Consider the following 22,623-nt stretch of genomic DNA (forward strand, 5'->3'; position numbering starts at 1 on the left):
TCCATCCTCAGTACTGACGGCCGAAGATCACGCGTTTGCCGTACGCGGCGGGGCGGCCGGTGTGCACGCACACGCCCTCCTCGGCCTCGTTGAAGAATTCCGCGTCGTCCAGGGGGACGTTGCGGGCGGTGGCCTTGGTGTCCTCCTTGATCTGCCGTTCGCTCTCGGGGTCGCCGCAGTGGAAGGCGCGCACCCACTTGCCCGCCTCGATGGCGGCCTTGAACTCCTCGTAGGTGTCCACCGTGACGGTGTTCTCCAGCATGAAGCTCGTGGCGCGTTCCAGCAGCCAGTCGTGAATGCCGTCCAGGCGCGCGGTCATGCCGCTCACGGCCTCGGCGCGGGGCAGGGTTTCCTTCTCGTCGCCGTTGCGGTTCTTCACGACGACCACGCCGCTCTCCAGGTCGCGGGGGCCCAGTTCGATGCGGACGGGTACGCCCTTGAGTTCCCAGTCGTTGTACTTGAAGCCGTTCGTCACGCCGTCACGCTTGTCCACCTTGACGCGGACGCCCTGGGCGCGCAGTTCGGCGGCCAGTTTCTCGCCTTCTTCCACCATCTGGTCGAAGTTGTCCTTGCGGCCCACGGGAATCACGACCACCTGAATGGGCGCGATGCGGGGCGGCATGATCAGCCCGAAGTCGTCGCCGTGCGTCATGATGATCGCCCCGATGATGCGGCTGGAAATGGCCCAGGAGGTCGTGTGCGCGAACTCCTCGCGCTGCTCGCGCGTCTGGAACTTCACGTCGAACGCCCGGCTGAAGTTCTGCCCCAGGTAGTGTGACGTTCCGCTCTGGAGGGCCTTCCCGTCGCGCATCATGCCCTCGATGGAGTACGTGGCGACCGCCCCGGCGAAGCGTTCGCTGGCGGTCTTCTCGCCGCGCACCACGGGCAGGGCCAGCACGTCCCGGCAGAACTCGTGGTAGATGTCCAGCATCTGCCGCACCTCGCCGCGCGCCTCGCTCTCGTCGGCGTGCGCGGTGTGACCCTCGTGCCAGAAGAACTCGCTCGTGCGCAGGAACGCCTTCGTGCGCAGCTCCGCGCGGAACACGCTGCCCCACTGGTAGTGCAGGAAAGGCAGATCACGGTAGGAGTTCAGCCAGCCGCTCCACATGTGCCCGATGATCGTCTCGGACGTGGGGCGCATCACGTACGGCTCGGCGAGTTCCTCCGTGCCGATCTTGTTCACCGTGAACAGCTCCGGCGCGAAGCCCTCCACGTGATCCGCTTCCTTCGTGATGAAGCCCATGGGGATCAGCGTGGGGAAGATCAGCGACTCGTGCCCCGTCGCCTTGAACTTGTCGTCCAGCCAGCGCTGGATGTTCTCCCACAGCGCGCTGCCGTACGGGCGCACGACCATCGCCCCCGCCACCGGGCTGTTGTCGGCCAGGTCGGCCTTCTTCACGACCTCGTTGTACCAGTCGTTGAAATCCACGCTCTGGGGCGTCACGCCGTACTGCTGCGCCTTCTTGTCCTGTTTGCCGCCGTCTTTCGTCATCGCCCCGCATGATACCGGGCGCCGGGGACTGGTCAGGGTGTGACGGTCATTTCACGCGTGCGAAGGTGCAGCGCGGCGCGGCGCCGGGTGTGCCGCGGGACAGGTACGCGTTCGCCTCGTTCAGCGTGTGGAACGCGAAGCCGCTGAAGGCTTTCAGGGTCGTCTGCCCGGACGGTCTGAGGATCACGCACAGTGGATACGGCGTCCCCACCCATTCCACCCGCAGATGCTCCGGCACGGGTGGACTCGCCTTCGCGTTGCCCTTGCTGTACAGGACACCCTGCTGCCGGTTGACCGTCTGGAGCAGCAGGCCGATCCCCGGAATGGTCATGGCTTCCTTCAGATCGAGGGTGACGGGTGCGGCCGGGGTCGTCTCGACCGTCACCTGCCAGCGTTGCCCGGCGCCGAGGACACTCTGGGCGGCGGGGGCGGACGCTGCCGACACGGCGCCGCACAGCAGGGAGGCGAGAAGCAACGGCGGCAGGTGAAGGCGCATCCGACCATGCTAGATCACCGTCGTTCACGGCGTCCGCACAGATTTGGCGGAGCGGGCTGACGGCGGATGACGCTTCCCTCAAGCTCGGGTCAGGCTGATCTGAATGGTCCTGTCATGGGGGGGCCATGTTCGCGGCCCAGACTGCCCGCATGACGAAGATGAACGCCGGAGAGATCAGCGACCACATCGCCCAGTCCGTGAAGGCCCGCCTGGAGCAGGGTGGCGAGCACCTTCAGGTGAAGGACGTCAACGGTGAGCACGTCGGGACCGTGGATCACATGGACGGTGACCGCGTGAAGCTCACGAAGTCGGACAGCGCGGACGGGCAGCACCACTACCTGAGCCTGGATCAGGTGGAGAGTGTGGATGACGTGGCGGTGTACCTGAACGTGGAGCGCAGCGCCATCGCGTAACCCCGACTGCTGAACCCCCGGCGGCGTGACGAGCAGGTCACGCCGCTTTTTTCGTGCCCGCCTGGAAGGTTCAGGTGCGCTGAAGTGTTGCTGAGGGGGCCTGAAGGTGCGCCTCAGGGAGGGGCCGGGGTGGGGGCTTAGGTTGGTGAGCGGAACGGTTCAACGTCACACGACCTCATTCACGCGACCCCTGGAGGTCCCCATGCCCACGATTCAGACAAAGCACGCCCACGCCCCGCAGACCGAGCTGTACTACGAGACCTACGGCCAGGGCCGTCCGGTCGTGCTGATCCACGGCTGGCCGCTGTCGGGCCGCATGTGGGAAGGGCAGATCGACGCGCTGCGCCACGCCGGGTATCAGGTCGTGTCGTACGACCGCCGCGGCTTCGGCCAGAGCGGCAAGACCGCGACCGGGTACACCTACGACGTGTTCGCCAGTGACCTGAAGGACCTGCTGGAAGAACTGAACCTCACAGACGTGACGCTGGTGGGCTTCAGCATGGGCGGGGGAGAAGTCAGCCGCTACGCGGGGCTGTACGGCACGGAGCGCGTGCGCAGCGCGATGCTGGTCGCGTCCGTCGCGCCTTACCTGCTGAAGACGGCGGACAACCCCGACGGCGGCATGACCCACGAGGACGTGGAGGGCATGGTGAAGCAGGTGGCGCAGAACCGCCCGCAGTTCCTGGCGGGGTTCACGAAGAAGTTCCTGAACTGGGACGAGAACGGTAGGGAGCTGGGTGACGAGTTCCTGGACTTCGCGGCCATGATGTACCTGCAGGCGTCCCCGGTGGCGACGCAGGAGTGCGTGCGGGCCTTCGGCGAGACGGACTTCCGCGCTGATCTGGCGAAACTGACCGTGCCGACGCTGGTCGTGCACGGCGACAAGGACCAGATCGTGCCGCTGGAAGCGAGCGGGCAGCGGGTGCCGCAGTACCAGCCGAATGCTGAACTGCACGTGATGAAGGGTGCGCCGCACGGCCTGAATGCCACGCACAACGACGAGTTCAACAAGATCCTGCTGGACTTCGTGGCCCGCTGAGCTACGACTGATCGGGGGCGGTCTGGCCGGGTGCCGGGCCGCCCTTTGCGTTGGTGGGGGAGGGGACACCCCCCATCTTGGAAACAGTTCCAAAATCTGGGTATGCTGATGGGGCCATGCCTCAACCTGCCCTTTCCCGGACGCTGATGACCGGGGCGCTGCGCGCCGCCTTCGACGACGACCGCGACGCCGACACCTTCGCGCTGCGCCTGGACCGCTACGGCCCGGAACTCCTCGCCAGCCTCCAGGCGGCCTACGGCGAGCAGGCCGAACCCCTGCTGGCGCAGCTGCTGGAGGTCATGCTGCACGCCTACCACACCCGCCCCGCCGACCTGAAACGGCTGGACGAGGCGCGACTGCTCACCCCCGACTGGCTTCAGCGGCCGGACACGGTGGGGTACGTGGCGTACACCGACCGCTTCGCGGGCACCCTGAAGGGCGTGCAGGGCCACCTCCCGTACCTGGAGGACCTGGGGGTCACGTACCTGCACCTGATGCCGCTCCTGAAGCCCCGGCCCGGCGAGAACGACGGCGGGTACGCCGTCCAGGACTACCGCGCCGTGCGGGACGACCTGGGTAGCATGGACGACCTGTCCACGCTGGCCGCCGACCTCCGGGCGCGCGGCATGAGCCTCGTGCTCGACCTGGTGCTGAACCACGTGGCGCAGGAACACGAGTGGGCCGCGAAGGCCCGCGCGGGCGATCCCACCTACCGCGCGTACTTCCACATCTTCCCCGACCGGACCGATCCCGACGCCTTCGAGCGCACGCTGCCGGAGGTCTTCCCGGACTTCGCGCCCGGTAACTTCACCTGGGACGACGCCGCGCAGGGCTGGGTGTGGACGACCTTCAACACGTACCAGTGGGACCTGAACTGGGCCAACCCGGACGTACTGCGCGAGTTCGTGGACATCATCCTGCACCTCGCGAACCGGGGCGTGGAGGTCTTCCGGCTGGACGCCATCGCGTTCCTGTGGAAGCGGCTGGGCACCGACTGTCAGAACCAGCCCGAGGTGCACCACCTGACCCGCGCGCTGCGCGCCTGCGCCCGCATCGTCGCGCCCGCCGTGGCCTTCAAGGCCGAGGCGATCGTCGCGCCCGACGACCTGATCCACTACCTGGGCACCGGGGACCACCACGGGAAGGTCAGTGACATGGCGTACCACAACTCGCTGATGGTGCAGCTCTGGAGCAGCCTCGCCAGCCGCGACACCCGCCTGATCACGCAGGCGCTGTCCGCCTTCCCGCCCAAACCCACGAACACCACCTGGGCGTGTACGTCCGCTGCCACGACGACATCGGCTGGGCGATCAGCGACGCGGACACGAACGCCGTGGGCCTCAGCGGGCCCGGGCACCGGCACTTCCTGTCGGACTTCTACAGCGGCGAGCACCCGGGCACGTTCGCGCGCGGGCTGGTGTTCCAGTTCAACCCGCAGACCGGCGACCGCCGCATCAGCGGGACGCTCGCCAGCCTCGCCGGGCTGGAGGTCGCGCTGGACGGCGGCCAGCCGCAGGCCGTGGATCACGCGGTGCGGCGCATCCTGCTGCTGCACGCCGTGATCCTCGCGTTCGGGGGCGTGCCGCTGCTGTACATGGGCGACGAACTGGCCCTGCTGAACGACCACGCCTTCGCGGACACGCCCGAGCACGCCGCCGACAACCGCTGGGTGCACCGCCCCCGCATGGACTGGACCCGCGCGCAGGACGCCGCCCGCGACGCCACGACCCCGCACGGGCGCGTGAACGCCGGGCTGCGCCACCTGATCCACGCGCGCCGGGCGCTGCCGCACCTGCACGCCAGCGTCGAGAGTCGCGCGCTGCCCAGCCCCGACCCGTGCGTGCTGCTGCTGCGCCGCGACCACCCGATGGGCACGTTCCTGGGCGTGTACAACTTCAGCGAGCACACCATCCAGTTCCCCGCCCACGTCCTGCGGGACGTGCTGGGCGACCACGCCGTGGATCACGTCGCCGGGAGTGCCTTCAGCTTCGGCGCGCAGCCGGTCGTGCTGGAGCCCTACCGGGCGCTGTGGCTCACGCGGGCGTGACCGGCACGGGCGGCACGCGCGGCGGGTGACCCTCGGCGGGCAGCGTGAAGTGCACCTGCAGCCCCTCCTCCTGAGGTTCCAGCCAGATCCGGCCCCCGTGCCGCTCGACGACCTTGCGGCACACCGCCAGCCCGATCCCGTTCCCGCCGGTCACGGCGCGCGTGTGCAGCCGCTGGAACATCACGAACACCTTCTCGGTGTGCTGCGGCGCGATCCCGATCCCGTTGTCGCGCAGCGTGAACTGTACCTGCGTGCCGTCCTCGGTCAGCACGCCGCTCAGGTGCACCTGCAGGGGCCGCGCCGCGCGGAACTTCAGGGCGTTGCCCAGCAGGTTCTGCAGCAGCTGCCGCGCCTGCGGCGGGTTGCCCTCGATGCGCGGCAGCTCGCTCCGCGTGACCTGCGCCTGCGAAGGCCACGGCAGCCCCCGTACCGCCTCGTCCCACAGCGGCCCCAGATCCAGGGGCTGCAGGGGCGGCTGCGACGCCACGTTCGACAGCGTCAGGATGTCCCGCACCAGCTGCCGCGCCCGCGTCACCTGCTCCGTGATGCGCAGCAGGTACGTGTCCGCCCGCTCGTCCAGCACCTTCCCGGCGTAGCGGTGGCGCAGGATGTCCGCGTACGCCCCCAGCGTCCGCAGCGGCTCCTGCAGGTCGTGACTGGCGACGTACGCGAACTGCGCCAGCGCCTGATTGCGGTCCTCCAGTTGCGCGTTCTGCTGCGCGAGGACCGCGCGGCTGTCCTCCAGTTCCCGCGTGCGTCGCTCCACGCGGGCCTCCAGCTCGCGGGCCAGCCGCAGGACCTCCAGTTCCGCCGATTTGCGGCGCGTGATGTTCTCGTGCGCCACCACCGCGTACCGCCGGTCATCCTGAGTGAAGGGCGTCACGCGCGCCATGAAGTACCGGTCCTCGTGCGGCGAGTGGCACGGGTACTCCAGTTCGAACAGCGTCTCATGACCGGCCAGCACCGCGCGGATGCCCGCCGCGATCTTCTGCGCGTCCTCGCGGTCCTCACCCTGCGCGGCGTCGCAGACCTCCAGGTAATTGACCCCCTCGCCGCTGTTTCCACCGTTCAGGCGTGCAAAGTCCCGCCACGCGTCATTGACCGTGAGGATCACGCCCCGGTCGTCCAGAATGGCGACACTGGCCGCCAGCGCGTCGAACGCCGCCGCGACGAACCGCACAGGTGCCGCTGCGCTCACGGCGTCCACGATCCGGCCCACACCCTGGAATCAGGAGCAGGTAGGCCAGATGCGCGGCGCGTCATGCTTCCAGCCTAGCAGGCCGTCCGCGCCGCCGACCGGGGGAAGCATCCCATCCGCGCCCCCGCCGGAAGCGTTAAGGTGAAGCGATGTCGCGCCCCTTCACGCTGCTGCTCGTCGAGGATGAACTGGCTGACGCCGAGCTGTTCCAGGACATGCTGACCGAGGTCGCCCCGGACATTCACGTCACCCACGTCGAGCACGGCCAGGCCGCCCTGGACCACCTGACCGGCCCGCCCCAGCCCCGACCGGACCTGATCGTGCTCGACCTGAACATGCCCGTCATGAACGGCCACGACTTCCTGGCGCAGGCCAAGCAGGTCGCCGCGCTGCGCTCCATCCCTGTGCTGGTCCTCTCGACCTCCGACCACCCGGAGGACATCCACCGCGCGTACGACGGTCAGGCCAGCGGGTACGTCCTGAAACCCGGCACGTACCAGGAGTACACCCAGGTGCTGGGGACCATCCAGGCGTACTGGCGCGGCCTCGTGAAACTGCCCAGCCTGGAGGAACTCGGTTCCTGACCCCCCGGAGGTTCCCATGCCCGCGCCCCGCCGCACCCTGATCCCCACCGAGACCCTGCTGCGCGCCGCCCGCAGCGCCGCCGAACGCCTCTCGCACCTCAGCCGTGACCCCGACGTGCGCCGCGACGCCGCCGAGGTCGCGCGCAGCGTCGCGAAACTCCTCGCGTCGGTCCGCCGGGCCGGGAACACCCCCCGGCGACCCTGAAAGACCAGCCCACCAGAACTGAAGAAAGGGAGAGGCGACGCGGCCTCTCCCTTCTTCCTGCCCCGCGCCGCTTACAGCACGGCGAGGATCAGCTTGTGGACCAGCCAGCCCAGCGCGATGCACACGGGAATCGTGAAGATCCACGCCTGCACGATGCGCCCGGCGACCTGCCACTTGACCTTCCGGAAGCCCTTGGTGGTGCCGACGCCCATGATGCTGGTGCTGATCGTGTGCGTGGTGCTGACCGGGATGCCCAGTCGGCTGGCGCCGTCGATGATCAGCGCGGCGCTCGTCTCGGCGATGAAGCCGTCCACGGGCTTGAGGTCCACGACCTTGAAGCCCATGGTCTTGATGATGCGCCAGCCGCCCATGGCGGTCCCCGCGCCCATCGCGGCGGCGGCGGACAGGATCACCCACAGCGGCACCGTCTCGATCTGCGTGCCGGTGTACGCGGCCAGCGCGAAGGTGATGATCCCCATGGTCTTCTGCGCGTCGTTCCCGCCGTGAGAAAAGGCCATGAACGCGGCGCTGAAGATCTGCAGCGTGCGGAACGTGCGGGTCACGACGCGCGGTTTCATCCAGCGCAGCACCAGCCACGAGATCAGCAGGAACAGCAGGATCGGCACGATGAAACCCAGCGCCGGGGAGTACACCAGACCCATCAGGGTCTTCTTGACGCCCTTGGGGATGATGATGCCCCAGCCGCCGGCCGCGACGCCCGCGCCGACCATGCTGAACACCAGCGCGTGACTGCTGCTGCTGGGCAGGCCCTTCCACCACGTGAAGAGGTTCCACGCGATGGCGCTGACCAGCGTGGCACCCACGAGGTGCAGCGTCGCGAAGTCCTGCGGGATGATGTCCTTGCTGATCGTCTTGGCGACCGCCGTGCCCGCCAGGGCGCCCACCACGTTCAGCACGGCGGCCATGGCGATCGCCTGCGCGGGGGTCAGGACCTTGGTGGCGACCGACGTGGCGATCGCGTTGGCGGTGTCGTGGAAGCCGTTGATGAAGTCGAAGATCAACGCCAGCGTCACGATGACGATCAGGCTGAGAAGTGCAGTGTCCACACCAGTCCTCAGGCGTTCTTCAGCAGGATGCTTTCGACAGTCTTCGCGACGCGCTGCGCCTGATCACTGGCGTCCTCGATGAGCGCCACGATCTCGCCGCCGCGCATGGCGCGGATCATGCCCTGCACGTCGTTCACGCCGTGGTACAGGGTACGCTGCACCTCGTCGCTGATCGTGTCGCCCTGATCCTCCAGCGCGCGGATCTCGCGGGCGATGCGGGTCAGTTCCTGCACCTTGCCGCCCTGCTCGATCATCGGCATGCCCTGCGCCAGCAGCGCGCACTGCTGCTCGACCACGCGCGCCAGTTTCGCCATGGCGGGCAGCGGGGCCTCCACGCCATACAGGCTGAGTTTGCGCGCGGCGTCCTCCATGTCGTCCACCAGATCGTCCAGTTCGTCGTTCAGGGCGATGATGTCCTCGCGGTCGAAGGGCACGATGAACGACTCGGCCAGCAGGCTGGTCACCTCGGCGCTCAGGCGGTCGCCCTCGTGCTCCAGGTCACGCACACGCTGGACCTTCGCGTCGACATCGGTGTAGTTCTCCAGCAGGTCCACCAGGGCCTGCGCGGTCGCGTGCGCGTTGCGGGCGGCGGCCGTGAACTTCTCACTGAACTTGGGGTTGCTGGGCATGAATTTAGACAGAACCATGACAATCCTCCCGATTCTCCACCCGAATGTCATGGGATTGTCAGCCCGGGCGGTCAAAGTCAGGCGGGAGGGCCACCGTGGTCACCTCCCGCACCGTACAGACAGTACACTTCACGTTCCCCAAACACCAATCCCACTCTGCTGACCTGCGGCACAGTAATGCGGCGATCCCCCGTATCATGCCGCTCATGGCTGAATTCCAGCACCGCTCCCGGACCCCGGACCGCCGGGCCGCGCACCGGACCCGGCTTGGCCCCAGCCCAGAGCCAGCCGAGATTGCTGTGCAGCGCGCGGCCGCGCCCATGCAACGGTTCCTGAGCACACCCACCCGCGCGCAGGGTCAGGCCGCCCAGTCCGTCCTGCGCGCCGCAACTCTCCAGCGGCAGGAGGAGGATCGCCTGTCGGGTGTCCGCGCCAGTGTGCAGCAGCAGGTCACCGCCCTGGGTGAACTCCAGCCGGTGCAGCGCCATGCCCAGACACCCGTCCCCGCGCGGCCCGTCACGCCGTCCGACTGGGTCACCGTCATGCGCCACCGCGCCGAGAGCGTCGAGGGTCAGCGGCTGGACACCCGCACCTTCGGCGACTTCCAGACCCTGCAACGACAGGTCGCCCAGTCCCTCGGACAGGGGTTCCGCGCGGACCGGGGCGAGCCCGCCGCCCGCTACGCCACGTACGGTGAGCATCTGGCCTCGCTGCAACGCCACGCGCTGAGCGCCCCGGTCTCCCGCGTGGTGCTCGGCATGGTGCCCCCGGCCGAGCGACTGGCTCTTCAGCGCGCAACGGATGAGGCCCTGCAACGGCAGATGGCGCAGGATCAGGCGGCGCTGAACTTCGACACCCTGTCCTCTCTGCAACGCCAGCTGGCCGAACTGGACGCCGAGGCGACGCAGCCCGTGTTGCAGCGCATCCAGGCGCGGAGGGGAGCGGGGAACCCCCTCCCGGAGGCGATCCAGCGGCACCTGGAACAGGGACTGAACCATGACCTGAGCCGCGTGCGGATTCACGACGACGCCGAGGCGGACAAGCTGGCGAAGGGCGTGAATGCGCTGGCGTTCACGACTGGATCGGACATCTTCTTCCGGTCGGGACGGTTCGACCCGAACACGCGGGGCGGGCTGGAACTGCTGGCGCACGAGGTGACGCACACGGTGCAGCAGAGCCAGGGGCGCGTCGGGCGGGGCATCGACCCGGACGCCGGACTGGAAGCGGAAGCGCGGACCATGGGCGCGAAGCTCGCGCAGAGCGGGCCGCAGTTCGGCACGAAACACACCCCCAGGCCCCGCGCGGCCCTCCTCAATCCCACCGCACCCGCTGCCCCCACCGTGCAGCGCTGGGCCAACCCCCTGCACCACCTCCGGAAACTCAAGGAGAAAGCGAACAAGGCCGTCAGGCAGGTCATCCGCACCATCCGCGAGCCCGCCGCCCGCAAGGCCGCCCTGAACGCCATCAAGCGCGCCGTGCCCGCGCCGATCCGCCGCAGCGTCCAGACCGCCATCCAGAAAGGAAAAACGCGCGTCAAGGCCACCGTCAGCCGCGCCACGCAGGTCGTCCGCCGCGCCCCACAGGTGCAGAAGCTCCTCAAGGTCGCCAACGGCCTCCCGGCCCGCGCCCGGACGGTCATCACCGCGGCTGCCACCCGCACCCGGCAGGCCGCGCAGACCCTCGGCACTGCCCAGGGCCGCGCCCACCTCGCGCAGCGCGCCCGCGCGGCCGCCCAGCAGACCCTCCAGGCCGCCGCCCGCCGCCTCCCACCCCGCGCGCAGGCCACCCTGGGCAGGATCGGACGCACCGCCACCGCCGCCACCCACAACCTCGGGCAACTGGGCGTCAGCGTCCGCAGGTTCACCAGCGACCCCACCTACCGCAAGAAGACCCTGACCCGCCTCACGCAGACCCCCATGGTCAGCGGCCTCGTGAAGGTCGGCGGGAACCTGAAGCGATTCACCACCGACCGCGCCTACCGGGCCCAGCAACTCCACCGACTCGCGCAGGCCGGACAGCGCATCACCCTGCCCGTCACGCAACTGGGCCGCGACATCAGCAGCCTCGGCAAGGACGCCATGGTCAGCGTCGTCCAGAGAAGCAAGGAAGCCATGGCCTGGGCCACCAGGAAATTCGAGCAGGCCAAACACAGCAAGGTCGGCCAGAGCATCCAGAAAAGCTGGGCGTGGATGAAAAGCACCGAGGGCAAAGCCACCCTGGCCAAATTCGGCGCGGCCATCGCCACAGGCGTCGCGGTCGTCGCCGTGGTCGGCACCGGCGGCGCTGCCCTGCCCCTCGTCCTGGCAGCCGCCGGAGTCGCCAGCGGCGTCGCCGGAAGCGTGGCCGAGAACTACGTGCTGCGCGAGTCCGGCGATGACAAGTACGCTGGACGCAAACTCACTCACGGCATCACCCCCACCACCATGCTCATCGACGGCGCGCTGGGCGTCGCCCTCGGCCCCGCCGCCCGCATCGTCGGCGGCGCCGCCAGTCGCCTCGTCGGCAGCGCCGCCAAATACGCCGGCGGCGGCCTGAAAATCGCCGGGAAATACGCTGGAACGGGCTTCAGTCAGATGGGGAGACGTATTGCTCAGGCGACAGCTGCGCGTCCCACCGCTTTGGCCAGCAGTTGGACTCAAACGCGTCAAGAGGCTGCGCGCATCTGGCAAGCCACCCGGCAGGGCGTACAGACCTACAACCGTGCAATTTCGACTGAAGTGCGCGCCGGAATCAGGGGCGACATGCTCGGCAACGCGGGCTGGCGGGGCATGGCCCAGCGGGACGCCGCGACCCTGCTGGCCGGAACGGACATTCTGAAGAAAGCTGTCAATCAGGTGGCCCGCGCGCGTGTGAAGGCGCAACTGAGCGGCCCTATGGGCAAGATTCTGGCCCGGCAGCGCCTGAACATGCCCGGTGCCAGCACCCGCAAACTTCAGACGGCGCTGTTCAACGAACTGAAGGCCAATTCACCCGACGAACTGATCGCCGCGGCCTGGAAGGCCAACGCCCAGTTGCGGCGCGCGGCGTACGGCGAGACTTTCCGGGGCATCGGGCGGCAAGTGAAGCAGGTGGCCTTCGGCAGCGCCAGCACCCTGCCGGGCAAAGTGCTCAATCTGGCCACCATGGGCCCAAGGCTGGTCGCTGGCAATGTCGCGCAGAAGTTGAACCTGCACTTCTCGGCGTTCGCAGGCGGCGCGGCCAGCGGACTGGGCACCCTGGCCGGCAGTATCAGCGAAGAACTGGTGAAATTCGCAGGACTCAAATTCTCCCAGAACGTCAAGGCAAACACGCAGAAAAGTGCAAAATCTAATGTCGCTGGCGCCGCAAAGAAGACATTGGGCGAATTCTCTAACAGCGCAACGTATAAAGAGGCCGCAGCTCAAGGTGTTGTGGGAATATCTCCGGAATTACTGTGGGGCAAATCGGGAATGCTTCCGGGTGCGATTGGTTTTGACCTTGCTGTAAAGCAAGCCGGGTCGATTCTGGGCAACACATTTGGCGGCGACATCCATGAAGTGGCACAGGCGGATAGCGGTGATAGCAAATAAAACTCAGATTTGATTCTTTCTGAGTGATATTTTATTTGAGTTGAGTAATTTAATACATCGACAAGTTGACATAGAGGAGCGTGAGGGGCTTGAGAAGTATCTTCAGAGGGATGTTCGGCCAGCCAAAAGATCTGCCTAGCCAATTTTCTGGAAGGCCTATAGAGGTTTTTGAATCCTTTGCGATTAAAATGAGTTATCAAATAATAAAGAATGCAGATGGAATAGTTATTAAAAAGGAAAACAGAGAGATTAATATTAAAATAAACAACGATAATCTAAGTTTTACAATTCTAATGCCATCCAGTTATACCTCCCAGGCTCTCGATGGTTTAGGGGAATTCGACCAGTATTTCGGAATTTTAAATATCAACAACAGTTTTTTGATTAGCCGTGAAGTCTCGCTTAAGCACCAGGGCGACCCATTAGATACGGTTGAAAAAGCTATTGACCATGTTCTTATCTCCATCTACCAAATGAAGCCTGAGCAATTTGGAGGCCACTTCCGACCGTATCTGAATGGAAAGACGTATGGTACGTCCTGGCAGGCGTTCGCGCATTTCATGAAGAACATCAAGGGCGACCGGGTCACATCGGAAGCTGGCCATTACATCTCGTTCGATACTGGCGGGTTGCCCCTGGGACTGCAGAAGTCGGACAACAGCCAGGAAATCATCATTTCCTATGATCTGCGTGATTACGAGGGGTTGTACGACGAGTACCGGGAGCAGATTCTGGAGTTGATCAACGGGGTGGCGTTGCGTCACCGGCAGATCTGTTTCCTTATTGACCGGGAGCGACTCCTGATCTGCAATAAGTTCTACGTGTCGCCGGAGACGGATGCTTTGAATCTGTTCACGGCGCAGTTGCAGGCGATTCATGATGCGCTGCTGGATTACCTGACGACGGTGCAGGACGCGCCGGAGAATGCGTGGTTGCGGGCGGCCAGGGAAGCGTTCGTGCGTGGGCAGCCGCTGCCGCGCGCGTGACTGGGAGGGGATTTGTATGACTCAGGTGAAGTTTGGTCGGCAGTTGAATGAACGGGCGCCGTTCGAGGTGAATGGTCTGGTGTTTTCCGGGTTGCCGTTGTCGCTTTCGGAGGAGCGTCTGCTGGCGGGTGCGGGTGACGGTGGGACTGAGGTGGAGTTGATGGACGCGGTGCTGGAGGTGCTGGCGCAGGTGTTGAACGCGCGGGCGCAGGCGGAGCGGGTGGATGCGGGGTGGCTGCTGGAGAACCTGGCGCCGTCGGATGTGGAAGGCATTCTGGATTACCTGCGGGCGACGCCGGTCGCGTGAGCGAATGAGAAGGAGGGCGTGCCAGGTTCGACCGGCACGCCCTCTCTGCTGATAGGGTTCAGGGCAGTTTGAGGGGTTCCGTGAACGTCGCGCGGCAGGAGGCGTAGCAGTCGGTGATGGTGTTCGCGCCGGCCGGGGTGCTCTTCGCGTCGGGGATGATGTCGCCCGCGCCATACCCGTCCCCGCCGAAGATGCCGCCCATCAGGCCGGTCCCGGTGGCGGGTCTGCCGCTCAGGCCCAGCGCCGTCCAGGGAATCGCGAGTTCCACCGTCTGATCGGGGGCCGCGCCGCTGCTGGCCTGGAAGTAGTCGGCGGCGTTCACCTCGGGCGTGGCCGTGTCGCTCTGCACGAGGCGCAGCTGGGCCTTGTCGGTGCCGTACCGGGCGATGAAGGCGTTCACGCCGTCCACCTGTCCGCTGAAGGTCGCGGCGCGTTTCCAGGCCTCGAACTGATCGGCCTGTTTCGCGCCGCCGGGCGCGGTGTCCAGGTACAGGATGGCGCTGTTGCCGTCCACGCGGTACGTGTACGCGAGGTACAGGAAGTCCGCGTCACTGTCGGCCCGCAGGGTCAGCCAGTTGTTGTTCGCGCCGAAGGTGCCCTCGGCGGGACTCTGCACGCTGACGGCGGGGGCGGTCCAGTCGCTCAGGTCGCCGTCGATGGTGTACTTCGTGCGGATGTCGCGCGCCAGATCGATGTTCGCGTTCTGCGCGGGCGCCGTGACGTTCAGCGTGCCGTCCAGGTAGCCACCGGCGCTGGCTTTCAGAGTCTGCGCCCCGGCGGGCACGCGCAGGGTGTACGTGCTGTCCGGGAAGGTGATCGCGTAGTTCAGGGCCGGGTTGGCGCTCGTCGCCTCCACCAGGGCGCCGCCCAGGTTCTGCCCGCCGCCCGTGACGCGCCCGGTGATCGTGGCGGCCGGGACGGGCTGCTCGGTGAAGTCGTACGTGCCGCTGTAGGTGTTCCCGTTCGTGCCGACCACGTAGGCGCGGTCACCCTGGCCCGGGGCTTCGTACCCGCCGTTCTTCGCGCTGGCGCTGTCGTTCCCGAACTTGAACTTCACTTCGCGGAACAGCGGGAGGTCGATGCTGGTCTTCCACACGCCCGGGGTGTCCTGCGTCATGGGGTACTCGACCTGACTGCCGGTGTCGAAGCGGCGCAGTTCGATGGGGCCGTTGCCCTGCGTGCGGGCGTCCACGGTGAACGTCACCTTCGCGGTGTTCTTGCTGCTCGGCGTGCCGCTGGCCGTCACGCCCTTGCTCTCGGCTCCGGCGCTGTCCACCGTCACCACTCGGAAGGTGGTGGTCACGTCGTTCGTCAGGCCGCGCACCAGGAAGCTGCCCTGCGTGGCCGGGATGGGCGCGAAGTTCACGAGGCGCTCGGTGCCGCCCGCCGCCTTCACGTACACGCGGTACCCGGCGACCTTCGCGTCGGTGCCCGGCGTCCAGGTCAGCTGCGCGGCGCTGTCCCCGGCCAGGACGGTCAGGCCCACGACCTCCGGCAGGGCCGCGTTCACGGTGCCCGTCGCGCCGGAGCCGCTGGGCGCGGTGACGGCCAGGACGCTGCGGGCGGGCACGCGGCCCACCAGTTTGCCCCCGCTGACGCTCAGGGTGTTGGCGCGGCCCGTCACCTCGGTCAGGGTGGTGCCGGAGAAGGTGCCCAGCAGCGGAATCCCGCCGCCACTCAGGCTGCCCAGATCCAGTTCCGTGTCGCCGTTGTTCACGACGAACACCACCGGTTGCCCGGCCACGCCATTCACGCCGCTGATCACGCGGCGGTACGCCAGGACGGGCGCGCCGCCGTTCGGGCGCCAGAGTTCCTGCTGCGCGCCGCGGGTCAGGGCACGGTACCTGCCGCGCGCGGCGGCCAGGGCGCCCAGGCGCTCGTCGAGCGTGCTGCCGCTCAGGCGCGTGAAGTCCATGTCCTCGCGGTTGCCCTGTCCCAGCGGGTAGTCGTAGGGGTCGCCCTTGCCGGGCTGGGCGTACTCGGTGCCCTGCCAGACGCTGGGCGTCCCGCGCGAGAGGTACATGGTGGACAGCGCCATGTCCAGCCGCTCGGCGGCCTGCGCGGCGCTGCCGCCCCGTTCGGTCACCTCGGTCACGAAGCGGCGCACGTCGTGGTTGTCCACGAAGGTCGTCAGGCGCGTGGGGTCGCGGTACACGCCGTCCTGCGCGAACACGTCCGCCATGCGGTCAAGGTTCCCGCCCGCGCTGCTCATCTGATCCTTGAACGCGAAGTACAGCGCGAAGTCGAACACGCTGGGCGCGCCCAGGTCGTTCATGAAGCGCGCGAGGTACGCGGGGTTCCCGTCGAACACCTCGCCGACCGACCAGATCTTCGCCGGGTCGCCCGCGCCGCCCGCCCTGAAGAACTGCGTCCAGTACGCGTCCGGGACGTGCTTCATGGTGTCGATGCGCAGCCCGTCGATGCCGGTCGCGCCGCGCCAGTACGTCACGAAGTCGTTCAGGTACGCCGTGACGGCCGGGAGTTCCTGCCTGAAGTCCGGCAGGCCCGCCAGGTCGCAGTCGGTGGTCTTGTTGCTCGACGCGTCGCAGTCGGCCTTCGTGTGGAACCAGTCGGGGTTCGTCTTCGTGAGGGTCGCGCCGTACCCGGCGTGGTTCACCACGATGTCCTGAATGACCTTGAGGCCGTTCCGGTGCGCCGTGTCGATCAGCGCCCGGTACTCGTCCAGGGTCCCGAAGTGCGGATCGACCTTCCTGAAGTCCTCGGCCCAGTAGCCGTGGTACCCGGCGAACGGTTTGCCCTGGCTGGGGCCGCTGCCCGTGTCGATGGCGGGCACCTGCAGCACGACCGGGCTGACCCAGATGGCCGTGAAGCCCATGCGCTTGAAGTACCCGTCGTCGATCTTGGCTTTCAGGCCCGCGAAGTCCCCGCCGTGCCACGCCAGCGGGTTGGTGCGGTCCGCGCGGTCCCCGGCGTCGCGGTTCGGGCCGTTGTCGTTGGCAGGGTCGCCATTTGCGAAACGGTCGGTCATGGCGAAGTAGATGACCTCGTCCTGCCACATGCGAGGCGTTGCGGTGGGAGCCTTGAACAGGCTACAGGCCGACAGGGACAGCGTGAGGGCTGCCAGGGCGCCCGCGCGCCCGACCATATGGAAGCGTTTCATGTAGGCTTTCATTCAAAACGGAAGCGCTTCCGGAAGTCAACCTTCACCGTTCGCTCACGCGGCAAGCATGCTGACAGTCGCCGCCCCCCACCCCCCCGTAGCGTGAACCCATGAAAGCCACCTGGAACGGCGTCACCATCGCCCAGTCCGACGACACCGTGGTCGTCGAGGGCAACCACTACTTCCCCGCAGGCAGCGTCAACCCCGAGTACCTGCGCCCCAGCACCACCCACACCACCTGCCCCTGGAAGGGCGAGGCCAGCTACCACACCCTGCAGGTGAACGGCCAGGAGAACCCCGACGCCGCCTGGTACTACCCGACACCCAAGGACGCTGCCCGGCAGATCGCGGGCCGCGTCGCCTTCTGGAAGGGCGTGAAGGTCACCCAGGACTGAGACGGCCCGGCCGGGTCATCCCACCAGGATGTCGCGTTCCGGCGGGTACTTGATCACGCTGCCCGGCGTCTCCCGCAGGCTCAGCGCCAGCGCGAACGTCACCGGCCCGATCCGCCCCAGGTACATCAGCGCGCACAGGACCACCAGGCCCGCGTCGTTCAGGCGGTGCGTCACGTCGAGGCTCAGGCCCACCGTCGCCGCCGCGCTGACCGTCTCGAACAGCAGCGGCGTGAAGCCCAGCGCCGGATTCGTGACCAGCATCAGGAAGAACCCCGTGAACACCAGCAGCGTGTAGATGGTCGTGATCGTCCCGGCCCGCACGACGTTCTCCGGCATCACGCGCCGCCCGAACGCGATGAGTTCCGTGCGGCCCCGGATCAGGTTCCACGCGCTGCCCAGCAGGATCGCGAACGTACTCGTCTTGATGCCCCCACCGGTCGAGCCGCTGTTCGCCCCGATGAACATCAGTGCGATCAGCAGGAACACGCTCCCCGGCGCCAGCGCCAGCAGGTCCACCGTCGCGAAGCCCCCGGAGCGGGGCGTGACGCTCTGGAACGCCGCGGCCAGCAGCTTCCCGCCAGTGCCCAGGCCCGAGAATGCGCCCCGCCACTCCAGGGCCAGCAGCAGCGCCGCGCCCAGCGCCAGCAGCGCCCCGGTCGTCACCAGCGTCAGGCGGCTGTACACCATCAGGCGCGTGCGGCGCGGGTTCGCCAGGTGCGTCAGGAGGTTCAGCTGCACCAGGAACCCCAGGCCGCCCAGCACGATCAGCAGCGCGATCACGCCACTCACCAGCGGGTCCTGCGCGTACGGGAGCATCCCGCCGGGCACCACCACGAAGCCCGCGTTGTTGTACGCGCTGATCGAGTGGAACACCGACTGGTACAGGCCCTCGCCCAGCCCGAACTGCGGCACGAACCGCAGGGACAGCAGCAGCGTTCCCACCCCCTGCGCCACGAAGGTGTACAGGAAGATGATCCGCACCAGTCCCAGCACGCCCCCCACGTCCAGGGCGTTCACCTGCTGCGCCAGCTGCTGCCGCTCGCTGAAGTTCACGCGCCGCCCCGTCAGCAGCGCGAACAGTGTCCCGAACGTCAGGATGCCCAGTCCGCCCACCTGCGCCAGCAGCAGGATCGTCACCTGTCCCAGCCGCGTGAACGCCTCGCCGGTATCCGCCACGACCAGTCCCGTGATGCAGATCGCGCTGGTCGCCGTGAAGATCAGGTCCACCACGCTCAGGTCCGCGCCGGGCCGCGTCATGCCCGGCAGGTGCAGCGCCGCCGCGCCCAGCGCGATGCCCAGCAGGTACACCAGCGCGATCAGCTGCGGCGGCCGGAGCCTGCGCGCCCGGCGACGCGCACGCGTCACGCCGCGCGGCACCGGCCGGGCCAGGAGAGGATCATCCGATCAGGATATCCTTGTCCGCCGGGTAGCGGATCAGCGCGCGACTGTCAGGCCGGTTGAACGCCACCGCGAACGTCAGCGGCCCGATGCGGCCCAGGAACATCAGGAGAATCAGCACGACCTGCTGATTCGCGTTCAGCAGCGGCGTGGTGTTCATGCTCAGGCCCACCGTGCCGAACGCGCTGACCGCCTCGAAGAACAGGTTCACGAACAGTACGTCCGCGCGGGAATTGAACACCAGCAGCAGCAGGAACATCACGTTCACCAGCCCGATGCTCAGCAGCCCGACCGTCATGGCCCGCAGGATCGTGTCCGTGTCGATGCGCCGCCGGAACAGCGTCGTGTCGCGCCGCCCGCGCACCATGCTCCACGCGGAAGCCATCATCACGTAGAAGGTGCTGGTCTTGATGCCGCCACCCGTCCCGCCGGGGTTCGCGCCGATGAACATCAGGATGATCGTCATGAACAGCGTGGACAACTGCATCGCGCCATAATCCAGCGTGTTGAAGCCCGCCGTGCGCGTCGTGACGCTCTGGAAGAAACTCGCCAGCAGCTTCTCCCCGAAGCCCAGCGGCGCCAGCGTCTTCGGGTTGCTCCACTCGAACGCCAGGTACCCCAGCGTGCCCACCACCAGCAGCGCGGCCATCATGGTCAGCACCAGCTTGCTGTGCACCATCAGGCGGTTGCGGCGCGGGTTCATCAGGTGCGCCACCACGTTCAGTTGCACCAGGAAGCCCGTGCCGCCCAGGATGATCAGCAGCGCGATCACTCCGCTCACCAGCGGGTCGCCCACGAAACCCATCAGGTTGTCGCTGTACAGCGCAAAACCCGCGTTGTTGAACGCACTGACCGAGTGGAACAGCGCGTAGAACAGCCCCGGCCCCCAGCCCTCCTGCGGCACGAACCGGAACGCCAGCAGCGCCGCGCCCGCCAGTTCGATCAGGAACGTGTACAGGAAGATGCTGCGGATCAATCCCAGCACCCCACCCGCGTTCAGCGCGCCCACCTGCTGCGCCACGCGCATCCGCTCGGTGAAGTTCACGCGGCGGCGCGACAGCAGCGCGAAGGACGTGCCGAACGTGATGATCCCCAGGCCGCCCAGCTGAATGAGCAGCATGATCACCAGCTGCCCCGCCCGGTTGAAGTCCCGGCTGGGGTCGATGACGTTCAGGCCCGTCACGCACAGCGCGCTGGTCGCCGTGAACAGCGCCTGCAGGAAGCTCACGCTGCGGCGCGTGCCGTCCTCGTTCACGCCGTGCAGGCCCGGCAGGGTCAGCAGCAGCCCACCCAGCAGGATCGCCACCGCGAACGACAACGCGATCAGCTGCGGCGGGTTCAGGCGGGCCAGCAGGGGTTTACGGCGACTGGAGCGGCCCGGTTCCGGCGCGTGGGGTGGGGAGAGGCGCTCATAGGTGCGGCCCGGATTCTACGCCCCGCCGCGCAGCCCGTATACTGATCTGCTATGCCGCGCCCTGCCCGCCCCGACCGAAACGCGCCCAAGGGCCGCCCCCGCCCCAAAGTGGACCACCGCACCCGCCAGCCCGCCCGCGAGTACGAACTCGACGTGCTGGCCGGACTGGAAGACGTCGCCGCGACCGAACTGAGCGGCGTGCCGCTGGCCCGCGACGTGCGCGGCCTGCGCTTCTGGTTCCCCGGCAGCCCCGAACGCCTGACCCGCATGCGCAGCGTCGTTGCCGTGTACCGCATCCGCACCTGGGACGTGCCCCGCCCGCGCGGCCTGCTGGGCAACCAGCAGCTTTCCGAACTCACCGAGTACCTGCGTGAGGTCGTGGAGGTCGGCGGGCACCAGTCCTTCCGCTTCGGCGCGGCCGGGAAGGACAGCCCGGTCATGCAGCGCCTCGCGGAGGAACTCCAGCAGAGCCTGAACCTCCCGCACGACCCCGAGGCGGGCGAACTGCTGATCCGCCTGCGTCCCAGCGACGACGCTCAGGGCTGGGACGTCCTGGCCCGCATCACGCCCAGGCCCCTCAGCGCCCGCCCGTGGCGCGTGTGCAACATGGCGGGCGGCCTGAACGCCACCATCGCGTACGCCGCACACAAACTCGCCGGGCAGCGCGACGCCGACCGCATCTTCAACCCCATGAGCGGCAGCGGCACCCTCCTGATCGAACGGGACCTGATGGGACCCAGCGCCGCCCTGGTCGGCGTGGACATCAACCCCGAAGCCGTGCGGTGCGCGCAGGAGAACATCCGCGCCGCCAAACGCCAGATCGAGGTCGCCCACCGCGACGCCCTCCACACCGACCTCCCCGCCCGGTCCTTCGACCTGATCATGGCCGACCTCCCCTGGGGCGACGCGATCAGCAGCCACGGCGCGAACGAGACCCTCTACCCCGCCTTCCTGACCGAGATGCACCGCCTCACCAGCCAGCGCGGCCGCCTGTGCGTCATCACCCACGAGATCCGCCTGTTCGAACGCGTCCTGGCACAGCAGCAGAAATGGCACGCGCACGAACTCTTCCAGGTCGCCAGCGGCGGCCACCACCCCAAGGCGTACCTGCTCAGCAAAAGGTAGTGGGCAGTAGGGAGTGGGTTGTGGGGGGGGCCTTGACGCGGGCGGGCTCGCCGCGCAGCCGCTGTTGACCATCAACCATCAACCATCAACCATCAACCATCAACCATCAACCATCAACCATCAACCATCAACCATCCGCCTGTTACGCTGCTGGTATGACCGACCGACCGTTCCGCTGGGGGCTGCTGGGGGCCGCCCGCATTGCCCGCGCGCTGATTCCCGCGATTCGCGAGGCGGGCGGTGAGGTCGTGGGTTTCGGCGCGCGGGACCCGCACTCCGCGCGGGCGCAGGCGTTCGCGCAGCAGTGGGACGTGCCGGTGCTCGGTACGTACGAGGATGTGATCGCGGCGGACGTGGACGCCGTGTACAACCCCCTCCCGAACGACGCGCACCTGCCCTGGAGCGAGGCCGCGCTGCGCGCCGGGAAGCACGCCCTGACCGAGAAACCCGTCGCGCTGAACGCCGCGCAGGCGCAGGCCCTCGCGGACGCCGCGCGCGACACCGGGCGGCTGCATCTGGAGGCGTTCGCGTACCGCTTCCAGCCGCACGTGGACCGCGTGCGCGAGATCGCCGCGCAGGACCTCGGGGAGATCCGCGCCGTGCGGGGCCTGTTCGGGTTCCACATGACCAACCCGGACGACTTCCGCTGGAACGCCGACCAGGGCGGCGGGGCGCTGCTGGACGTCGGCACGTACCCCGTGAACCTCATCCGGCTGCTGCTGGGCGAACCCGCCGCCGTGACCGCCCAGGCCCGCTGGACGCCCGGCGGGGTGGACCTCGGCCTGAGCGGCACCCTGGAATACCCGCACGCCCTGGCGAGCCTCGACTGCGGCTTCGACTGGGACGAGGGAGGCAGCACCCAGCGCCTGACCGTGATCGGCACGCGCGGCACGCTGGACGTGGACGGCGTGTTCCACAGCCACACGCAGGAGCCCACCACCCTGCGCGTCGAGACGGACCGCCGCACCCGCACCGAACAGATCGGCCCCGGCAACGGCTACGCCCGCATGGTCGCGCACCTCCAGCGCGCCGCACGCGGCCAGGAGGCACTGCTCTTCACGCCGGACGACGCCGTCGCGCAGGCCCGCGTACTCGACGCGCTGCTGCACGCCGCGCGCACCGGGCAGCGGGTGGCCCTGCCGGACCACTGAGCGGCACA

18 protein-coding genes and 1 pseudogene are annotated in these 22,623 nt (G+C 67.8%); 11 read left to right on the top strand and 8 right to left on the bottom strand.

The genetic code is table 11. The features are described from left to right. Positions 1–7: 7 nt before the first annotated feature. Both proS and EXW95_RS13560 read right to left on the bottom strand, forming a co-directional pair. Positions 8–1,492 carry a proline--tRNA ligase gene (gene proS / locus EXW95_RS13555; RefSeq protein WP_174367887.1) on the bottom strand — a complete coding sequence of 495 codons (1,485 nt, stop codon included), beginning with the start codon at positions 1,490–1,492 and terminating at the stop codon, positions 8–10. 46 nt (positions 1,493–1,538) lie between these two features. Continuing rightward, on the bottom strand, positions 1,539–1,988 hold the full coding sequence (locus EXW95_RS13560; RefSeq protein WP_174367888.1) for a hypothetical protein: 450 nt from the start codon (positions 1,986–1,988) through the stop codon (positions 1,539–1,541). A 149-nt stretch (positions 1,989–2,137) separates the two neighbouring features. Here EXW95_RS13560 and EXW95_RS13565 point away from each other — a divergent pair, with 149 nt between their 5' ends. The 3 genes and pseudogenes from EXW95_RS13565 to EXW95_RS13575 all read left to right on the top strand — a co-directional run bounded on the left by EXW95_RS13565 (position 2,138) and on the right by EXW95_RS13575 (position 5,487). Then, a complete protein-coding gene (locus EXW95_RS13565) occupies positions 2,138–2,401 on the top strand; it encodes a DUF2171 domain-containing protein (RefSeq protein WP_174367889.1) in 264 nt (87 codons plus the stop codon). 202 nt (positions 2,402–2,603) lie between these two features. Beyond that, entirely contained in the window at positions 2,604–3,440 is an 837-nt protein-coding gene (locus EXW95_RS13570; protein ID WP_174367890.1) for an alpha/beta fold hydrolase, read from the top strand. Positions 3,441–3,586: 146 nt separating this feature from the next. Further along, a pseudogene (locus tag EXW95_RS13575) lies at positions 3,587–5,487 on the top strand (alpha-amylase family protein). Here EXW95_RS13575 and EXW95_RS13580 read toward each other — a convergent pair. Next, positions 5,474–6,685 (bottom strand): ATP-binding protein, encoded by a 1,212-nt coding sequence (locus EXW95_RS13580; protein ID WP_174367891.1) that lies wholly within the window; start codon positions 6,683–6,685, stop codon positions 5,474–5,476. The pseudogene EXW95_RS13575 and the gene EXW95_RS13580 overlap by 14 nt on opposite strands. 149 nt (positions 6,686–6,834) lie before the next feature. Between EXW95_RS13580 and EXW95_RS13585 the strand changes: the two genes are divergently transcribed. Together EXW95_RS13585 and EXW95_RS13590 are read left to right on the top strand one after the other, a co-directional pair. Beyond that, a complete protein-coding gene (locus EXW95_RS13585; RefSeq protein ID WP_174367892.1) occupies positions 6,835–7,269 on the top strand; it encodes a response regulator in 435 nt (144 codons plus the stop codon). A 16-nt stretch (positions 7,270–7,285) separates the two neighbouring features. Beyond that, a complete protein-coding gene (locus EXW95_RS13590) occupies positions 7,286–7,474 on the top strand; it encodes a hypothetical protein (RefSeq protein WP_174367893.1) in 189 nt (62 codons plus the stop codon). A 71-nt stretch (positions 7,475–7,545) separates the two neighbouring features. Here EXW95_RS13590 and EXW95_RS13595 read toward each other — a convergent pair whose 3' ends face one another. Continuing rightward, positions 7,546–8,541 carry an inorganic phosphate transporter gene (locus EXW95_RS13595; RefSeq protein WP_174367894.1) on the bottom strand — a complete coding sequence of 332 codons (996 nt, stop codon included), beginning with the start codon at positions 8,539–8,541 and terminating at the stop codon, positions 7,546–7,548. An 8-nt stretch (positions 8,542–8,549) separates the two neighbouring features. Then, positions 8,550–9,188, bottom strand: a complete 639-nt coding sequence (locus EXW95_RS13600; RefSeq protein WP_174367895.1) for a DUF47 domain-containing protein — start codon at positions 9,186–9,188, stop codon at positions 8,550–8,552. Positions 9,189–9,376: 188 nt separating this feature from the next. Between EXW95_RS13600 and EXW95_RS20355 the strand changes: the two genes are divergently transcribed. From EXW95_RS20355 to EXW95_RS13615, 3 genes are all read left to right on the top strand, one after another. After that, positions 9,377–12,718 (top strand): DUF4157 domain-containing protein, encoded by a 3,342-nt coding sequence (locus EXW95_RS20355; protein ID WP_217449198.1) that lies wholly within the window; start codon positions 9,377–9,379, stop codon positions 12,716–12,718. A 110-nt stretch (positions 12,719–12,828) separates the two neighbouring features. Further along, complete coding sequence (locus tag EXW95_RS13610; RefSeq protein WP_174367896.1) at positions 12,829–13,704, top strand: hypothetical protein; 876 nt, start codon at positions 12,829–12,831, stop codon at positions 13,702–13,704. 16 nt (positions 13,705–13,720) lie between these two features. Further along, positions 13,721–14,011, top strand: a complete 291-nt coding sequence (locus EXW95_RS13615) for a hypothetical protein (protein WP_174367897.1) — start codon at positions 13,721–13,723, stop codon at positions 14,009–14,011. Between the two features lie 58 nt (positions 14,012–14,069). Here EXW95_RS13615 and EXW95_RS13620 read toward each other — a convergent pair whose 3' ends face one another. Then, positions 14,070–17,132 (bottom strand): alpha-amylase family glycosyl hydrolase, encoded by a 3,063-nt coding sequence (locus EXW95_RS13620; RefSeq protein ID WP_174367898.1) that lies wholly within the window; start codon positions 17,130–17,132, stop codon positions 14,070–14,072. A 110-nt stretch (positions 17,133–17,242) separates the two neighbouring features. Here EXW95_RS13620 and EXW95_RS13625 point away from each other — a divergent pair, with 110 nt between their 5' ends. Next, positions 17,243–17,527, top strand: a complete 285-nt coding sequence (locus EXW95_RS13625) for a DUF427 domain-containing protein (RefSeq protein ID WP_174367899.1) — start codon at positions 17,243–17,245, stop codon at positions 17,525–17,527. A 15-nt stretch (positions 17,528–17,542) separates the two neighbouring features. Here the strand turns inward: EXW95_RS13625 and EXW95_RS13630 are convergent, their stop codons facing one another. Further along, the gene (locus EXW95_RS13630) at positions 17,543–18,892 is read right to left on the bottom strand and encodes a TrkH family potassium uptake protein (protein ID WP_371810068.1); all 1,350 of its coding nucleotides are present in this window, start codon (positions 18,890–18,892) and stop codon (positions 17,543–17,545) included. Positions 18,893–18,923: 31 nt separating this feature from the next. Continuing rightward, positions 18,924–20,279: a TrkH family potassium uptake protein gene (locus EXW95_RS13635; protein ID WP_174368987.1), complete on the bottom strand. Its 1,356-nt coding sequence runs from the start codon at positions 20,277–20,279 to the stop codon at positions 18,924–18,926. Between the two features lie 111 nt (positions 20,280–20,390). Here EXW95_RS13635 and EXW95_RS13640 point away from each other — a divergent pair, with 111 nt between their 5' ends. Beyond that, positions 20,391–21,464 carry a methyltransferase domain-containing protein gene (locus EXW95_RS13640; RefSeq protein WP_174367900.1) on the top strand — a complete coding sequence of 358 codons (1,074 nt, stop codon included), beginning with the start codon at positions 20,391–20,393 and terminating at the stop codon, positions 21,462–21,464. Positions 21,465–21,619: 155 nt separating this feature from the next. Further along, positions 21,620–22,615 (top strand): Gfo/Idh/MocA family protein, encoded by a 996-nt coding sequence (locus tag EXW95_RS13645; RefSeq protein WP_174367901.1) that lies wholly within the window; start codon positions 21,620–21,622, stop codon positions 22,613–22,615. Positions 22,616–22,623: the final 8 nt, after the last annotated feature.

Origin of the sequence: Deinococcus sp. JMULE3, from assembly GCF_013337115.1 — a bacterium.
Classification (GTDB): Bacteria; Deinococcota; Deinococci; order Deinococcales; family Deinococcaceae; genus Deinococcus.

What these genes read in the sequence shown, in the direction of transcription:
- proS (WP_174367887.1), bottom strand. Translation starts at nt 1,492, where the DNA reads ATGACGAAAGACGGCGGCAAACAGGACAAGAAGGCGCAGCAGTACGGC.
- EXW95_RS13560 (WP_174367888.1), bottom strand. Translation starts at nt 1,988, where the DNA reads ATGCGCCTTCACCTGCCGCCGTTGCTTCTCGCCTCCCTGCTGTGCGGC.
- EXW95_RS13565 (WP_174367889.1), top strand. Translation starts at nt 2,138, where the DNA reads ATGACGAAGATGAACGCCGGAGAGATCAGCGACCACATCGCCCAGTCC.
- EXW95_RS13570 (WP_174367890.1), top strand. Translation starts at nt 2,604, where the DNA reads ATGCCCACGATTCAGACAAAGCACGCCCACGCCCCGCAGACCGAGCTG.
- EXW95_RS13585 (WP_174367892.1), top strand. Translation starts at nt 6,835, where the DNA reads ATGTCGCGCCCCTTCACGCTGCTGCTCGTCGAGGATGAACTGGCTGAC.
- EXW95_RS13590 (WP_174367893.1), top strand. Translation starts at nt 7,286, where the DNA reads ATGCCCGCGCCCCGCCGCACCCTGATCCCCACCGAGACCCTGCTGCGC.
- EXW95_RS13600 (WP_174367895.1), bottom strand. Translation starts at nt 9,188, where the DNA reads ATGGTTCTGTCTAAATTCATGCCCAGCAACCCCAAGTTCAGTGAGAAG.
- EXW95_RS20355 (WP_217449198.1), top strand. Translation starts at nt 9,377, where the DNA reads ATGGCTGAATTCCAGCACCGCTCCCGGACCCCGGACCGCCGGGCCGCG.
- EXW95_RS13610 (WP_174367896.1), top strand. Translation starts at nt 12,829, where the DNA reads ATGTTCGGCCAGCCAAAAGATCTGCCTAGCCAATTTTCTGGAAGGCCT.
- EXW95_RS13615 (WP_174367897.1), top strand. Translation starts at nt 13,721, where the DNA reads ATGACTCAGGTGAAGTTTGGTCGGCAGTTGAATGAACGGGCGCCGTTC.
- EXW95_RS13620 (WP_174367898.1), bottom strand. Translation starts at nt 17,132, where the DNA reads ATGAAACGCTTCCATATGGTCGGGCGCGCGGGCGCCCTGGCAGCCCTC.
- EXW95_RS13625 (WP_174367899.1), top strand. Translation starts at nt 17,243, where the DNA reads ATGAAAGCCACCTGGAACGGCGTCACCATCGCCCAGTCCGACGACACC.
- EXW95_RS13640 (WP_174367900.1), top strand. Translation starts at nt 20,391, where the DNA reads ATGCCGCGCCCTGCCCGCCCCGACCGAAACGCGCCCAAGGGCCGCCCC.
- EXW95_RS13645 (WP_174367901.1), top strand. Translation starts at nt 21,620, where the DNA reads ATGACCGACCGACCGTTCCGCTGGGGGCTGCTGGGGGCCGCCCGCATT.